The following is a 15,410-nucleotide window of genomic DNA, read 5'->3' as shown; positions in this document are numbered from 1 at the left end:
TTGTCAAAGATTCCACCGCTGCTTGATGGGTTACGCGCGTTGGGCAGCGGGGTTCTTCCTTAAGGATTCTCGCGCTTCACCCATCCTACGAGACCCGTCGCAGCTTTTCCGAATAGATAACCAGCGGTACCGCGCACAGCGCGCACACGGCCATCACGATGAAGCCGCCCGGCGCATAGCTGCGGTACAGCGCGCCGCCCAGCTGGATGCTGCCGAACATGAACACGCCGCCCGACAGCAGCGCGTAGAGCGCGATCGCCGAGGTTTTGCAGGCGGCGGGGACGTGGCGGGTGATGTACCACATGATCGCGGCGTTGTTGCCGGCCAGCGTGAAGCACTGCAGCAGTTGCAGTGCGGCGATCAGCGCCGGGTCGGTGGTGGCGGACAGGCCCGCCCAGCGGATCGCCGTCATGACGGCCGACATCAGGATCAGCCATTGCGCGCCGGTCCGGGCCAGGACCTTGGGCGCCAGGAAGAAGAACAGCACTTCGCTGCTGACGCCCACGACCCACAGCAGCGAAATCAGCGCGGTCGTCAGTCCGCTGGCGGTCCAATACAGCGTGGAATAGGAATACAGGAAGCCGTTGCTGGCCTGGACCAGCGACGCCGCCGCGATGCACATCAGCAGCGGCCGGTCTCGCAGTACCGCCAGCATGGGCAGGCGCACGCGTTCGACGGGGGCCTCGTCAGCGGCAGGGCGCGCGGCCTGTGGCAGCAGCCGCACGCAAGCCAGGCAGGCCACGATCAGCAGGATCGACAGCCACATCACCCAGTCGGCGTCGAAAGTCTTGATCAGGTAGCCCCCGATGACGGTGACTGCCGCAAAGCCCAGCGATCCGCAGGCCCGCATGATGGTGTAGGCGTTTCCTTGCTTTCTGCCGCTGGCGATCGCCATGCGGTCCATCAGCGGCAGCACGGCCGGAAAGACGGCGTTCAGCAGCAGCGTGATGGCCAGCATCCAGCCTGCCGTCTGCGCAAACGGATAGCAGATGAACAGCACGAGCGACGCCGCCAGCGCCGAGGCGATCAGCGCGTGCGCGCGGCCGCTCTGGTCGGCCAGATGGGCCACGACCGGCGTGGACAGGATCTTGGGCAGGAAGGAGGTGGCGACGATCAGCCCGATGACGGCGGGATCCACGCCGCGGCTGGCAAACCACAAGGGCAGGAAAGGGATGCTGACGCCCTGCAGGCCGTAATACAGGAAGTAGAACCCGTGCAACGCGATGGCGCCTTGTCTGGCGTCGGGATTGCCGCGCATAGCGATGGTGTGAATCTGGCTGAGACGAAGGCGCGTAGCATACTCCTTCCCGCGGCGGGCGCTACCAGGGCAGCGGAGCCTTTTCACCGTTGGCGTGTTCGCCGTAATAGATCGACGGCAGGAAGCGCGACAGGTGGGTGAATTCGGTATAGCAATGCCGCAGCAGGCTCAGGCCCATCGCATCGGGCACGTCGTGCTGGGGGTGCGCGCTGGACTTGCCCAGGTAGAAGCGGCTGCGCAACACGCAGCCGAAGGGCGTGTCGCGCGCCAGATGGATCATGTCGCCGTCCAGCGGATCGCCGTCGGCGTCCAGCGTGATGTGTTCGCCGAATCCGATGCGTGCATAGATTGCGGCCGACACGTCCTGGCATTCGCGTGCCGCCTGCAGCCGCAGCGGATCGAAGCATTCGCGCGGGTCGTGGAATTTCAGCTTCGCGGCCACGGGCGGGATGTCGGCCAGGGATTCCACGGCGTGGATCGATGCGCCGATATAGCTTTCGCCGCGCCGCCAGTGGGCGTCCCACCCGCGATGCTCGACATGGTCCTGCGGGTGCCACCATTTGATGTGCTGGGTGGTTTCGAAAAACGTGAACCACCAGTCCAGCATGCGGCCCTTGCAGCCGTGCAGGTCGGTGCGCGCGGCCACCACCAGTCCGCCGCCGGGCAACCGGGTGATGCCCGTTTCCAGGCGCAAGGGGGAGGGGTCCAGCAGGGTGTCGATGTCTGCCAGGATGTGGGAATCGTCGGGGTGCGGGGTGGCCATGGAGAGGCTCCGAGTTGGGGAGCACCCATTCTATAATAAAGAAACTTAAAACGTTTCCTAAATAAACGGGCGTGTAAGATCGCATCCGGAACACTCAGGAGGACGGCGTCGATGCCGCAAACATCCCCAACCGCCGCGCCCCGTGCACGCGGGCGTCCGGCCCGGCCGGAATCGGAACAATTGGCGGCGGCGCTTGAAGCCGCAACGTGGCTGCTGTTGAACGCCGGCTATGCCGCGACCACGCTGGAAGCGGTTGCCAAGCGGGCCGGGATGGCCAAGAAAACCGTCTATCGGTATGCCGCCAATCGAGAGGATCTGGTGGCGCAGGTGGTACGCGGCTGGACGGATGCCTTCGAACCCGTGATGGCCCAGGAAGTGCAGACGTCCGCCGAGGTGTTGCCCGCCTTGGCCCGCGTGTTGGACGTGATTGCAGCGCGTGCGCTGTCGGCCGACGCAGTGGGCATGTTTCGATTGCTGACGGCGGACTTCCCGGCGCGTGAGGCGCTGCTGCCCGTGTATCAGAAGAACGGCATCGAACGGGGCACGGCGATGTTGGGCGATTGGCTCGCCCGGTTGGGCGAACGCGGCCTGATCCAGATCCGACAGCCGCACGTCACCGCTGGCCTGCTGCTTTCCATGGTGATCGCCGAGCCCCTGCGGCAGATGGCGTTGGGCCTGGCGCCGCCGTTGCCGGAGGGTTCCGTCAGCGACCGTATCCAGGCGGCGCTTGCGCTGCTTGCCGCAAGCCGCACCGGCGACGGGCCCGGGTTTGCGCTGAAAGGCTGAGGGAGCAGGGCGGCGTCAGGCGTTCAGCTTGCCGCCAGTTGATTCAGGCCATTGGCAAAGGCCGCGTGCGGGATTACCCTGGGGTATCTCGCATGGCGTAGTCCATGCCGAGACTGCGTACTTTCTATCATTCCAAGGAGCGGCAATTCATGGCCAAGAAATTGAATGAGAAGACCACCAAGACGCTCAAAGAGCGGCGCAAACTTCCGCTGGCAACGCCTACCGACCTGGCGGCTGGTGCCACCCGCGACATCTCCGCCGCACTGAACCAGCTACTGGCCGACGTCTTCGCGCTGTATCTGAAAACCAAGAATTTCCACTGGCACGTCAGCGGTCCGCACTTCCGCGACTACCACCTGCTGCTTGACGAGCAAGGCGACCAGTTGTTCGCCATGACCGACCCCATCGCGGAACGCATCCGCAAGATCGGCGGCACCACGCTGCGTTCGATCGGGCACATTGCGCGCACCCAGCGCATTTCGGACAACGACGCCGATTACGTCCAGCCCTTGGACATGCTGGCCGAGCTGCGCGAAGACAACAAGGTGCTGGCGGCCTCGCTGCGCGAAGCCCACAACATCACCGACGAGCACCGCGACATCGCCAGCTCCAGCCTGATCGAAAACTGGATCGACGAGACCGAACGCCGCACCTGGTTCCTGTTCGAAGCCAGCCGCCAGGGCGACTCCACGGGCCATTGATCCCGGCGCTCACCCCGCGCGCACGAACCACCGCCCAGCCATGACGGCCTGGGCGGTTTTTTATGCCCCCGGCTTGTTCATTTCCCGGCCCAAGAACGTTCACCCCGCATCGGGCTGGCGAGAGTACCGTAGCCGGATACCTAATTCGGGACGCATGGCCTGCGGCGACCGCATTCTCCCGCCGCGACTAAGGCTTTTATCCAATAGGCGCGGGCGGCGGGAAGCAGTAAAAGAACCAAATCATTTGCGGGCATGTTTGCACTGACCAAACGAAGGCAACTCGCCAAGGCGAAAAGGCACCGTCGATATTGACCGCCAGGCGCAAGCGCCGCCGGCAGGCAAGGGCTGGCACGCATAGACGCGGGGTGTAAGGGCGTTCACGCGGCACGCGCCGCAGTACGCGCGGCAGCTTGAATTGTTGCGGTTCGGCTTTTGATCGAGCTTTAGCCCAATGTCGCTGCTGACTCGTTACCGTCGTCTGCTGCTGGCTGGCATGCTCTGCCTGCAGGGGTGCGTGAAGCTTGGCCCAGACTTCGAACCTACACGCGAGGCATGGACCGGCCAATGGGACACGCCGGCGTTGCAGCTGGCCACCCAGGCGCGGCCGCAACCAGATGCCAGAGAATGGTGGCGGCTTTTCGACGACCCCGTCCTGGAATATGTCATCGCGCAGGCCGATGCGAACAATCCGGGCGTGAAAATCGCCGGGCTGCAGATCATGGAAGCCCGCGCGCAGCTTGGCATCGCCCGCAGCGGCCTTTATCCCCAAACCCAGATTGTGGGCGCCGACGCCCTGTATCAGCGCCGGTCTTCGCGCTCGGCGGAGGGGAACCCGCGCCCCAGCAGCTTCTGGCAATACAGCGCGGGATTCGATATCGGCTGGGAACTGGATTTCTGGGGGCGATTCAGTCGTGCTATCGAGTCGGCGGATGCGTCATATTTTGCGGCCCAGGCGCATCGTGAAGACGTGCTGGTGTTGCTGCATGCCCAAGTCGCCGAAAGCTACTTCGCCCTGCGCACGACCGAGGCGCGGTTGCGCATTGCCCGCGACAACGCCGTCATCCAGAAGCGCAGCTACGAAATCACCGAACGGCTGTTCAGAAGCGGCGAGACGGATGAACTCGACCTGCAGCAGGCAAAGACCCAGTATCTGAGCACCCTGGCCACCATCCCTGAATTTGAAAGCCAGATCGCGCGGACGCGCAACGCGCTGGCCATTTTGATTGGCCGCCCGCCGGGCCCCATGCCGGAATTGCCGGCGCAGGCGGAAAAGGCGGCCGTCGTGCCGTTGATCGACCGGGCGGTCCTGCAGGACGTTCCCGCCAATTTGCTATTGCGACGCCCCGACATCCGCGCCGCGGAATTTCGTATCGCGGCGCAGTCGGCGCTGGTCGGCGTGGCCGAGGCGGACCTCTATCCCTCGGTGGCCCTGTTGGGCAGCATCGTCTGGTCCGCCACGTCGCTGGCCGGGACGTCGGGCGGGATGGCGCTGCTGGGTGGGCCCACGCTGAGCTGGAACGTGTTCGACTACGGCCGCCTGAAAAACAACGTGCGCGTGCAGGACGCCCGACTTCAGCAACTGATCGTCGCTTACCAGGACGCGGTCCGGCAAGCGGCGCGCGAGGCCGATGACGCCGCCAGCGGGCTGATCAAGGCGTTGGAGCGTGATGGCATCCTGCATGACTCGGCAGTGGCTGCCGGGCGCTCGCTGACGTTGGCCAACGCGCTGTATCGCGAGGGCTACTCCGACTTCCAGCGGGTGCTGGACGCCCAGCGCGCGTTGGCCGCCCAGCAGGACGCCTACGTGGTGAACCGGGGCGCCGCCGTAAGCGACTTGATTGCCTTGTACAAGGCGCTGGGCGGCGGCTGGCACAGCGACGCGCCCGTGCTCGACCCGGCCACGCGCGACCAGATGCGGCAGCGCACCGACTGGGGCGATCTGTTGTCCGAGCCCTCCGGCCCCGCCGCGGGTCCTTCCGTGCAGAAGGTGCGATCCGATGAGTGACACGCCCCGTCCCCCCGCCGCTCCCGCGCCCCCAACGCCCTCAGCGCCACCCGCGGCTCCGCCGCCGCCACCTCCTTCCGACCCCTCCCGGAAGGGCGTCAGGTGGGTCGGCCTGCTGATCGTGGCGAGCCTGGTGTGGTATCTGCTGGCCGACCGGTTCACGCCTTACACGCAACAGGCGCGCGTGCAGGCCTTTGTCGTATCCGTAGCCTCGGAGGTATCGGGCCGCGTGGCCAAGGTGCATGTGCGGAACAACCAGGACGTCCAGGCCGGCGCCATCCTGTTCGAAGTGGATCCGGAGCATTACCGGATCGCCCTGGACCGCGCCCGCGCAGACCTGGAGGCGACGCGCCGGCAGATCGGCGCCAGCACGGCCGGCATTGATTCCGCGCAGGCGTCGTTGCGCGCGGCGCAGGCCAATGAGGTCAGGGCGCGCCAGGACAGCAGCCGACTCGAGCGCCTGTACCGCGACGACCAGGGCACGATTTCGCTGCGCCGGCTGGAGATCGCGCGGGCGAACCTGGCGCAGGCCGTCAGCCAGGTCGCAGCGGCGCGGGCGGAAGTGCAGCGGGCGCGCGAACAAGAGGGCGGCAACGAGGAAGACAACGCCAAGCTGCGCAGCGCCGCGTCCGCCGTGGAAAAGGCAGAACTGGATCTGGCCAACACGCAGGTGCGCGCCCGAGCGGCGGGCCTGGTCACCGACCTGCGCACCGATGTCGGTCAATTCGCCGCCGCCGGTAACCCGGTGATGACGCTGATCGCCATCCACGACGTCTGGATCAACGCGGAAATGACGGAAAACAATCTGGGCCATGTCGAAGCCGGCACGCCCGTGTCGGTGGTGCTGGATGCGCTGCCCGGCAGAATCTTCGAGGGCCGCGTGCGCAGCGTGGGGTATGGCGTCAGCGTCGGGCCCGGCACGCCGCCTGGCAGCCTGCCGACGGTGCAAAACAGCCGCGACTGGTTGCGCCCGGCGCAACGCTTTCCGGTCGCGGTCGAGATCAATCCGGGGGAATTGCCCAATTTGCGGGGCGTGCGCGTAGGGGGGCAGGCAGAGGTCATGGCGTTTCCTTTTCCGGGCAATCCGCTCAACCCGCTGGGCCGCGTGTACTTGCGCCTGATGAGCTGGCTTTCCTATGCCTACTGACGCTATGCCCTCTGACGCTACGCATGCTGATCCCGACCCTCGTGCCCGGCGGGCGCTGCGCTTGGCCATCGGCACCGCGCTCTGCCTGGCCATCGGTTTCGGCCTGGACCTGCCGATTCCCATGGTCGCGCCGGTGCTCGGCCTGTTCCTGCTGGCCTCGATGAACCGCCCGCTGTCGTTCAAGGCCGGCCTGGGCCTGATCGTCGTGGTCCTCGTGACCACGGCCCTGGGCCTATTGCTCAGCCCGGTGCTGCGCTACTACCCGTTAAGCGGCGTGCTGCTGATCGGCCTGGGGCTTTTTCTTGCCTTTCGCTTCGGCATGCGCGGTGGCAACAACCTCGTGTCCTTTTTCCTGGCCATCGGCCTGACCATGATTTCGGCCGCCGGCACCATCGATTTCAGGCTGGCTGCGATCGTGATCGAGGCGCTGGTCAAGGGCTTGTTTGTCGCCGTCCTGGTGCTGGGGTTCTGCCATTGGCTGCTTCCTGAACTGCCTAACGCGCCGGTGCCGCCGCCTCCGGTGCTGCCCGACAACGAGGCCAGCCGGCTGGCGCTGCGTGCGTCGCTGGTCGTGCTGCCCGCTTTTCTGCTGGCGTTGACCGACCCGCTGGGCTACATGCCCATCATCCTGAAATCGATCAGCCTGGGCCGACAGAGTGGTGTTGCCGCGGCGCAGGGCGCTGCGCGCGAGCTGCTGGGCTCGACGCTGTTGGGGGGTGCACTGGCGATCGTCTTCTGGTGCGCGCTGAGCCTGTTCGTGAATCTGTGGATGTTCTTCCTGTGGATGCTGCTGTTTGGCCTGGTGGCCGCGCGCAAACTCTATCGACTAGCCCCGACGCGGCATCCGCCCAGCTTTTGGTTGAACACGCTGGTGACGCTGATCATCCTGCTTGGCCAATCGGTGCAGGACAGTGTCGCGGGCAAGGACGTCTACACCGCCTTCGCGGTGCGCATGGGACTGTTCATCGTCGTCACGCTCTATGCCTGCCTGATGCTGCGCCTGCTTGAACCGCAACCCCGGACGCCGCGCAAACCCGGCCTTCTTCACCGCTATTTGCCTGCAAGACTCAAAAGGAGCCCGCCATGACCCCGCAAGACACTCAACCCCATGCTGCCTCCACCACCGGTTGGCGCTTCAAGTGCGGGATCGGGATGTTCATCCTGGCCTTCGCGCTGTGGCTCCTGATCCCGATCGCGGCCTCGATGGACACACCGGGCCCGCGCATCGCGGCCCTGACGGGCGCGATCTTCATCGCCAACAAAGTGCTGCTGATCTCGTGCATCGCCGTCATGGGCAAAGAAGGATTCCAGCAGCTCAAGGCGATCGTCTTCGGCCACGCCAAGCGCCTCGCGCCGGTGCAGAAGGTCGGTCCTGTCCGCCACGCCATTGGCCTGGTGATGTTCGTCCTGCCGCTGCTGACGTCGATGCTTGAACCCTACATCGACCAGATCTGGCCCGGGCTCAGGCCCAACCTGTGGCAGCTTCAACTGCTGGGAGACGTCATGCTCATCGCGAGCTTTTTCGTGCTGGGCGGCGACTTCTGGAACAAGCTGCGAGGCCTGTTCGTCCGCTCGGTGTAGGCAACGGCATTTTCATGCGACTGGCTACTTCGCCTCTGCGCGGGCCGTACGATGACGAGCCGCATTGGCCAAGTCAGCGATCGGCGCCAGCAACCCGCGATCGAACGTCTCGTGCGCCTGGCCAGCGCGCAGCCGCAGGGGCCAGTCGGCGTGCGTGAGCGCGCCACGGCCCAGCGACACGAAGTCCGCCTCCTGCCGCGCCAGCATCCCGGCAGCCTGCGTCGCTTCATGCAGCGACCCGTTTGCCAGCACCGGCACCGAAACATGCCGACGCGCCAGCGCGGCGAGGCTGGCGCCTGGCGCGCCGAAGGCGGCGTTCCAGGCTTCGAACTCGGTCGTGTGCAGGTAATCGATGGGTAGCGCGCCGAGCGTGCCGAAGATCTGCGCCGCATCGGCCTCGCCGCCTTCCCACTTGTGCGTGAAGTCGTTGACCTTGCCCTGCGAGCTGCGCACCCCCACGACAAAGGGCTGTGTCGTCGACTGCCGGACGGCCTGGATGACTTCCGCCGTCACACGCAGGCGGTTCTCCAGGCTGCCGCCGTAGCGGTCCTGGCGCAGATTCGTGTGGGCGGTGAGGAACTGGTCCAGCAAGTACCCATTAGCGCCGTGTATCTCGACACCATCAAATCCTGCTTCCTGCGCTCGGCGCGCCGCCTGCGCGAAACCTTCGATCGCTTGGGCGATGTCATCGGCGGACATCGCGTCGGGCAAGCGGTACGGCCCTTCACCCCGATAGAAGGCCATTTGCTGCCCCGCTGGCAACACCGCCGAGGGGCCCTTCGTCCCGGTGCGATAAGGATTGCCCTGCGACAGCGCGCCGGCATGCATCAATTGCGCGACGATGCGGCCGCCGTGCGCATGCACACGATCCACCAGGGTGCGCCACGCGTCACGCTGCGCGTCATCCGCCAGGCCGGGTTGGAAAAGATAGCCCTGCGCATAGGCCTTGTCCGTATAAATGCCCTCGGTGATCACCAGGCCGAAGCCGCCGGCGGCAAAGGCTTCGTAGTAGTCGGCCATCAGCGGGGTGGCGTGGCCGTCCGCCGTTGCGCTGACCCGGGTCATGGGCGCCACGGCCAGACGGTTGGACAGGCGCAATTCCCGTCCCACCCGAAGCGGCGTGAACAAGCTGGCGTGCGCGGTGCGCGCAGCGCCTGGATGACGATCGGTGGGCGCGTTCATGTCAGCGGCCCTCCGGCTGGCGTACGGCCGCGATTGCCTCAATCTCGATCATGGCGGCGGGGTCGTACAGCGCCTTGATCTCCGCGATTGTGTCGGCCGGGTAGGGGGCCGAGAAGAAGCGGCGGCGCAGCGCCACCACGTCATCGAAATGCCCCATGTCGGTCACGAAGATGGTGACCTTGATCACCTCGGCCAGGCTGGAACCGCCGGCTTCCAGCGCCCGGCGCAAATTGGAAAAAGCTTGCTCGCCTTGGGCCAGAAAGCCGCCCGAGACGATCTTGCCGTCGTCGGCGGCGCCGGCTTGGCCGGAGATGAAGAGCAGATTCCCGTACTGGATGCCTTGCGACAGCAGGAAAGGTTCGTAATTGTCGGGTTGGGTCTTAACGCGTTGCAGCATGATGCGATTTCCTTCACTTGTAGGGGGAGGGGAAGTCAGCCAGGGAATGGCCGGTTCAGGCCTCCAATGTAGGCACCACCACCGCTCGTGACAAAGGTTCATTTGTCAGCTATAAGAAGAGAAGTTCTCATCTATAGGTCAGGCGCTACGCATGCAACGCCGATTTCTCCCGCTCTCTGCGCTTCGCGCATTCGAAGCGGCCGCGCGCCTGGGTAGCTTCAAGGCTGCCGCCCACGAACTGTCCGTGACCCCGACCGCGGTCAGCCACCAGATCCGGGCGCTGGAAGCACAGACCGGTCTTGAACTGTTCGATCGTCAAGTGCGCAAGGTGACGCTGAACGATGCGGGGATGCTGCTTTACCCGGTGTTGCGTGACGGGTTCGACGCGTTCGAGGCGACGCTGGCCCGGTTGATGCAACAGCGAACGCGGACCCAGGTCAGCATTTCCGCGACGAATGCCTTCACCGTGAAATGGCTGGTGCCGCGCATGAGCGACTTCCGGTCCCGGCACCCCGGCATCGACTTGCAGCTGCTGGCCAGCGACGATCTCGTCGACTTGCGATCGACGGCGGTCGATATCGCAATTCGCTATGGCCGCGGGCCGTATCCTGGTCTGGTGACAGAGCCCCTGTTCAACGACCGGTTCGCGCCGGTGTCAAACCCGCGCCTGGGCGTCACGTCCCCGGAAGACTTGGAGCGCGTGCCACTGATCCGTTTCGACTGGAAGCGGCCGCAGCCCGACAACCCCACGTGGGAACGCTGGTTCAAGGTCGCGCAACGGGCAGAACCGCCTCAGGCAAGCGGCCTCCGTTTTTCGGACGAAGGCCATGCCATACAGGCGGCCGTCGCCGGTCATGGCATCGCGCTGGTCAGCTTGGCGTTGGTGACAGACGAACTGCAGGCCGGCCACCTCGTGCAGCCCTTCGGCCCGGCGATCGACGGGCACACCTATCACCTGGCCACGTACGCGGACCGGCCGCGCTCGGCGCCGGTCCAGGCAGTGGCGCAATGGTTGCGGGCACAGGCGGCGCATCGGGAATAACCGCCACGCAGCCGGATTCAATCGTCAGATAAATTCCGTTGCATTTTATTGGGGACGGCATGGCGTCCTGAATGGATAATCCGCGGCACCATTTGTCGAGGATTTTATTTTGAAGTTGAAAGCTGCTTTTCTGATTTCCGCTCTGAACGTCGCCGTGCTCGCCCCTGCGCACGCTGAAGCTCCCCGGTCTGTGGACGCGCGGACCTTTGATATCGCGGGGGTCAAAACCGGTATGGATTACGACGAGGCCGTCGCCGCAGCGGCGAAGAATTTCCAAGTCAGCAAAAGCGAAATGAAGGCGGGATATGCAACGCTGAACCCCGTCACCAACACGAAAACGCCACTGGATTTCAGTTATCGGAAAGACGGCGTCGAGCTGGTGGTTCACTTCGAGCCGCGAGTTCCCGTCGATAAACAACGGCCCCTGGCGGTGTCTCTGATCAATTATGAAATGCCGTGGACCCCCGCCAACAAGGCTGCCATGGGCCAGGCAGTCGTACAGAAGTACGGGAGGCAGTCAAACTATCCCAATGACCTTTCCCTGGAATGGTGCCAGAAGCCGAGCTCGAACCCGGGTATGGGCTGCTCGATCGATATGAAGCAGGCCGTTTTGAATTACACGGGCGTGAGCATCCGGCTCTATGACCCGGCGTGGTCTGACGCGCGGATCGAATTCATCAATCAGTCGAACGCCAGGAAGCCCAGCTTCTGAGTTCGATGAAGGCGCGCTCCGAGAGTTGACCGGTGCCCGCACTTGCCGCCTTGCAGCGGCAAGCAGATCTGAAAAGCCAGCGCCGGTCCATGTATGGCAGGCGCTGCCGAACGTCCTTCAGTGAATCTGTTCAGAGCCTGCGGGCTGCAGTTCCGACAGGGCATTCCAATCCGGATCCTTGAACATGCGCAGGTTGAGGGGATAGACCGGATGTCCCGCCAGGCAGGCGTTGAACGCGTCGAGGAAGGCTTCGACGTCATTGGTGTAGTAACGCCACTCCTTCACGTGATTGCCTGTCAGGCACGCCACCTGCACACCCACATCGGAGTTCTCGAAGCCTTGCTCGATGGCCTCTTCAAAGCGATTGGTGTGCTGCTTGTCTTCGTCATTGGGCATGCCGGACTCGATGCCCGTATAGGGCCACGAGATGATGATCAGGTTCTCATGGATCTGACGATCAGGCGCTGACGGCATCCCGGTACGAAAACGAACGATGACCGACAGACCGTTGACGCGGGTTTCGCCCACGGCCCACATATCGCCTGGAAAAATGCTGCTCATTGAATAAATTCCTGCATAGAAGCCGAACCGACGGGTTCGGGGTTGGGTACTACCTGTCTCGAGACGTGGAAAAGAACGTTCCGCCTTGGCCGTCCGGTGTCAACGTCACCTTGAACGGAATCTGCTGGTTGCACAGTTGCACAATCCATCGTTCATCGACGCTTCCGTACTGCCGGGACGCGGCCGAATTGCCGGTGCCGACCGGATTGATCTTCACGACCTCGGTTTGAATCGCATCGACCTTTTGGCAATTCGATTGTATTTGGGCCTGCATGGAAAGGTTCTGGGCGACGTCAGCTTTCAACGTTGCGCCCGCGTGCGTGTTGCCGGTGATGGGGATGTTGGCCTGCGGGGTGGCGCAAGCGGCAAGCCCAGAGACGGATGCGGCAATGATGAACGCGCGCAAAGGGTTATTCATGATGATTTCCTTGTCGGTCGGTTGATGCTATTCGACGAAATGACTGGCTGGCGTCGGACGGACCGCCTTGAGAATACCGCAGATGCGGATCCCCATCGGAAAGGCCAATGCCTCGATCGGACATTCCTTCTGGCGCCTGACGGCGCGTCACGCCACCATCGCTCATTCCGAACTTCCAAATACGATTTTCAAGGAGATGAGCATGGGTAACCGTCTTGCGGGACAACGCATCTTGGTCGTCGGCGGCAGCTCCGGCATGGGGCTGGCCGTCAGTGGACAGTTGCTGCGCCTGCATTGCGAGGTGCTGATCGTGGGCCGATCCCGCGAAAAACTTGATGCGGCGCGCGAGGCGCTGCGGGCGTTTGGCGTGCCCCGCCTGCATCAGGTGGATGTGACAAGCGAAGCGCAAGTGCAGCGGCTGTTCGAGGAATCCGGCCGGGTGGATCACCTGGTCTGCACGGCCGCCGACATACGTGGCGCCTACGAGTTGCTGCCGCAGCTTTCCTTGGACGCACTGGATCGGGCCATCAGCTCAAAGGTCGTCGCGCCCATCCTGCTGGCCAAGCATGGCGCCCAGCGCATGCCGGCACACGGCTCGATCACACTGACTTCCGGCATCGCCGCCTATCGGCCCAGGCCCAAGGGCGTGGCCGTGGCGGCGATCAATGCCGCACTGGAAGGGGTCGTACGTGCGATGGCCGTCGAGCTTGCGCCGTTGCGGATCAATGCCGTATCGCCGGGCTGGGTCCGTACGCCGATCTGGAAGGATGTGGCCGGCGCCGACAGCGAACCGCTCTTGGCATCGATGGCCGAGCAGCTTCCCGTGGGCAGGGTCGGCACCGGCGACGATATCGCCGATGCCATCGTCTTCCTACTTGGCAATGGCTATACGACCGGCACCGTGCTGCATGTCGATGGCGGGCATCGGCTCGTCTGAAGCAGTCGCCGCAAGCCGGATCATATCGATGAAGGCTGCTACCTGGCGCGTGGGTGCGCGATGCAGGGTGAGAAGACAGATGGGAAGACCTTCTCCCCCTGTCGACAGTGGTCGCCACTGGACCCGTGCCGCGGTTGCCGCCGGATCCAGCGCCATCCGTGGCAGGATCGAGACCCCAAGGCCCGCGGCCACCATCTGCATCAAGGCCGGTACGCTGTCGGCAGTACCTCGGATACGGGGCCGCACGGAGGCGTCCTGCAACAGGGCCTCCAGGTATTCCCGATACCGGCAGCCTTCCATCGTGACGATCAGCGGGAACGCCGCAAGCGCGTCAGGGCTTATGCGGGCTGTCTGGCTGAGGGGATGGCCAGAGGGCAGCACGACCACCGGCATGTCCCGGGCAATGACTTCCGCCCGCAAGTTGGCGTCTTGCGCCGGCCACCCGTGCACCAGGCCGAGGTCGGCCGTTCCATCGATCACCGCCTGGGCCGTCGCCACGGAGTTTCTTTCCTGCACCGCGACCTGTGTGTCGGAATGCATGCCCGCAAAGTGCAGCAGTTGCGGAAGCAGCACGCTAGTGCACAAGGTCTGCGGGGCAACGACCCGGATCGTGCCGCCTGGGTTGTCGACGTTGTCGCGGACTTCCCGGTAGGCATCATCGGCCATGGCAAGCAACTCGCGCGCGCGGATGGCCAGTTTTTCTCCGGCTGCGGTGAGTTGCAGGCGATTGTTCTGGCGGATGAAGAGCGCATGGCCGACGCTTTCTTCAAGCGCTCGCACCTGTTCCGTCACGCTAGGCTGGGACAGGTGTACCCGTTTGGCGGCTTGCGTGAAGCTCAATGTTTCCACTGCCGCGACGAAGATTTTCAGCTGCCGTAGTTGGAACATGGGAGAAGGGGGTTAGCCGTATGGGGCGGCCCGGGGGCGGGGCCTGGGGATGTAACGTGGCCCCTGCCAGGCGGATGGCGATGTGATGCTGAGTTTACGGCAACCCGCCTGGGCGTGGTGATTGCTGAAAAGCTAGCCACGCGGGGTAATTGGAATTTCATCCTTGCGGCAGCAGGTCGGAATCCTGCAATGTGAACAGGGCGGCAGGGGGCGTGGGCACGATCAGGGACACATGCCGGTGCAGGCCTTGGGCCTCCAATGCGACGTCGAGAGGGCCCGCGGACTTGCCGCGCCGGGAAATGCCGATGTGCCCCCAACGGGTGAGCCGTTCGGGCGTAATGTCGTCCTCGAAAATCGGATGGTTCTCGCGGGCGACGCCGACGAACGTGGTGGTGAACAACGGCTGCACCCTGATTTCCGGGCCGAGTTTGCGGGATGCACTGATAAACAGGTCAATACGACCGCTGCGCAACGCCTCGACGTCCACATCGTCTTCCTCGGGAGAAAAACGCAGCATGGCGCGGGGCATGTCCCGTGCCATCGCCTCCAGCAAACGGCCAGCGTGGATGCCCACGAATTCGTCATTGGCGCGCACGCTGAAGCGCCGCTCCAGCGTCGTCAAATTGGATTCGGTGGCAGGAGCGAGCGCCTGGGTCGCGTGCTGGACCGCCACACGTACTTGCTCGCGCATCGCCAATGCCCTGGGGGTCGGTACCAATTTGCGGCCTGCCAGCACGAAGACCGGGTCGCCCAGGGTCTCGCGGATGCGGCCCAGGGTGCGGCTCATGGCGGGTGGGCTCAGATTCATGCGCCTGGCCGCGCCGCTCACGCTGCCTTCCTCTAGCAGCACGTCCAACGCGAGCAGAAGGTTCAGGTCGGGGTGCTCCATGGTGTGCCTCGCATCTGCTGCAAAAAGCAGAATCCTACCCCTATACCGTGCAGCGAGAGCATGAATAGACCCTTGCGTTTGACGCACTCATTGCGTGCGGACAGCGGTATTTATCCCCCCCTCAACGTGCAGGGCTTTAAGGT

16 protein-coding genes and 1 pseudogene are annotated in these 15,410 nt (G+C 64.3%); 9 read left to right on the top strand and 8 right to left on the bottom strand.

What is annotated here, in order from left to right:
- Positions 1–85: 85 nt before the first annotated feature.
- Positions 86–1,258: an MFS transporter gene (locus tag CEY09_RS08260; RefSeq protein ID WP_088588273.1), complete on the bottom strand. Its 1,173-nt coding sequence runs from the start codon at positions 1,256–1,258 to the stop codon at positions 86–88.
- Between the two features lie 61 nt (positions 1,259–1,319).
- Positions 1,320–2,021 (bottom strand): DAPG hydrolase family protein, encoded by a 702-nt coding sequence (locus CEY09_RS08255; RefSeq protein WP_088588272.1) that lies wholly within the window; start codon positions 2,019–2,021, stop codon positions 1,320–1,322.
- 111 nt (positions 2,022–2,132) lie between these two features.
- On the opposite strand from CEY09_RS08255, the gene CEY09_RS08250 reads away from it, so the two are divergent.
- The 6 genes from CEY09_RS08250 (at position 2,133) to CEY09_RS08225 (ending at position 8,241) form a co-directional block, all read left to right on the top strand.
- Positions 2,133–2,807, top strand: coding sequence for a TetR/AcrR family transcriptional regulator (locus tag CEY09_RS08250; protein WP_088588271.1), 675 nt, complete (start codon positions 2,133–2,135; stop codon positions 2,805–2,807).
- Between the two features lie 149 nt (positions 2,808–2,956).
- Positions 2,957–3,508 (top strand): Dps family protein, encoded by a 552-nt coding sequence (locus tag CEY09_RS08245; RefSeq protein WP_088588270.1) that lies wholly within the window; start codon positions 2,957–2,959, stop codon positions 3,506–3,508.
- A gap of 451 nt (positions 3,509–3,959) precedes the next feature.
- Positions 3,960–5,513 (top strand): efflux transporter outer membrane subunit, encoded by a 1,554-nt coding sequence (locus CEY09_RS08240; protein WP_088588269.1) that lies wholly within the window; start codon positions 3,960–3,962, stop codon positions 5,511–5,513.
- The gene (locus CEY09_RS08235; RefSeq protein WP_088588268.1) at positions 5,506–6,660 is read left to right on the top strand and encodes an HlyD family secretion protein; all 1,155 of its coding nucleotides are present in this window, start codon (positions 5,506–5,508) and stop codon (positions 6,658–6,660) included. The genes CEY09_RS08240 and CEY09_RS08235 overlap by 8 nt, the downstream gene beginning before the upstream one ends.
- On the top strand, positions 6,650–7,747 hold the full coding sequence (locus CEY09_RS08230; RefSeq protein WP_088588267.1) for a DUF2955 domain-containing protein: 1,098 nt from the start codon (positions 6,650–6,652) through the stop codon (positions 7,745–7,747). The genes CEY09_RS08235 and CEY09_RS08230 overlap by 11 nt, the downstream gene beginning before the upstream one ends.
- Entirely contained in the window at positions 7,744–8,241 is a 498-nt protein-coding gene (locus CEY09_RS08225; protein WP_088588266.1) for a transporter suffix domain-containing protein, read from the top strand. Before CEY09_RS08230 ends, CEY09_RS08225 begins: the two co-directional genes overlap by 4 nt.
- 24 nt (positions 8,242–8,265) lie before the next feature.
- On the opposite strand, the gene CEY09_RS08220 is transcribed toward CEY09_RS08225, so the two are convergent.
- Positions 8,266–9,423, bottom strand: a complete 1,158-nt coding sequence (locus CEY09_RS08220; RefSeq protein WP_088588265.1) for an NADH:flavin oxidoreductase — start codon at positions 9,421–9,423, stop codon at positions 8,266–8,268.
- A 1-nt stretch (position 9,424) separates the two neighbouring features.
- A complete protein-coding gene (locus tag CEY09_RS08215; protein ID WP_088588264.1) occupies positions 9,425–9,820 on the bottom strand; it encodes a RidA family protein in 396 nt (131 codons plus the stop codon).
- A 151-nt stretch (positions 9,821–9,971) separates the two neighbouring features.
- Here CEY09_RS08215 and CEY09_RS08210 point away from each other — a divergent pair, with 151 nt between their 5' ends.
- Together CEY09_RS08210 and CEY09_RS08205 are read left to right on the top strand one after the other, a co-directional pair.
- Positions 9,972–10,862 (top strand): LysR substrate-binding domain-containing protein, encoded by an 891-nt coding sequence (locus CEY09_RS08210; RefSeq protein ID WP_088588263.1) that lies wholly within the window; start codon positions 9,972–9,974, stop codon positions 10,860–10,862.
- A 109-nt stretch (positions 10,863–10,971) separates the two neighbouring features.
- Positions 10,972–11,574: a hypothetical protein gene (locus CEY09_RS08205; protein WP_088588262.1), complete on the top strand. Its 603-nt coding sequence runs from the start codon at positions 10,972–10,974 to the stop codon at positions 11,572–11,574.
- A 117-nt stretch (positions 11,575–11,691) separates the two neighbouring features.
- Here the strand turns inward: CEY09_RS08205 and CEY09_RS08200 are convergent, their stop codons facing one another.
- A complete protein-coding gene (locus tag CEY09_RS08200; protein ID WP_088588261.1) occupies positions 11,692–12,135 on the bottom strand; it encodes a DUF695 domain-containing protein in 444 nt (147 codons plus the stop codon).
- 49 nt (positions 12,136–12,184) lie between these two features.
- Positions 12,185–12,553: a hypothetical protein gene (locus CEY09_RS08195; RefSeq protein WP_088588260.1), complete on the bottom strand. Its 369-nt coding sequence runs from the start codon at positions 12,551–12,553 to the stop codon at positions 12,185–12,187.
- Positions 12,554–12,635: 82 nt separating this feature from the next.
- Here CEY09_RS08195 and CEY09_RS08190 point away from each other — a divergent pair, with 82 nt between their 5' ends.
- Positions 12,636–13,490: an SDR family oxidoreductase gene (locus CEY09_RS08190; protein ID WP_234818253.1), complete on the top strand. Its 855-nt coding sequence runs from the start codon at positions 12,636–12,638 to the stop codon at positions 13,488–13,490.
- On the opposite strand, the gene CEY09_RS08185 is transcribed toward CEY09_RS08190, so the two are convergent.
- Together CEY09_RS08185 and CEY09_RS08180 are read right to left on the bottom strand one after the other, a co-directional pair.
- A complete protein-coding gene (locus CEY09_RS08185) occupies positions 13,425–14,378 on the bottom strand; it encodes a LysR family transcriptional regulator (RefSeq protein ID WP_088588259.1) in 954 nt (317 codons plus the stop codon). The genes CEY09_RS08190 and CEY09_RS08185 overlap by 66 nt on opposite strands.
- A gap of 169 nt (positions 14,379–14,547) precedes the next feature.
- Positions 14,548–15,267: pseudogene (locus CEY09_RS08180) on the bottom strand (LysR family transcriptional regulator); the annotation flags it as partial.
- Between the last annotated feature and the right edge of the window lie 143 nt (positions 15,268–15,410).

This window comes from Achromobacter marplatensis (assembly GCF_002209535.1).
GTDB lineage: Bacteria > Pseudomonadota > Gammaproteobacteria > Burkholderiales > Burkholderiaceae_B > Achromobacter > Achromobacter marplatensis.
The sequence above is the reverse complement of the archived record's forward strand: the minus strand, read 5'-3'. Positions and strand labels throughout refer to the sequence as shown.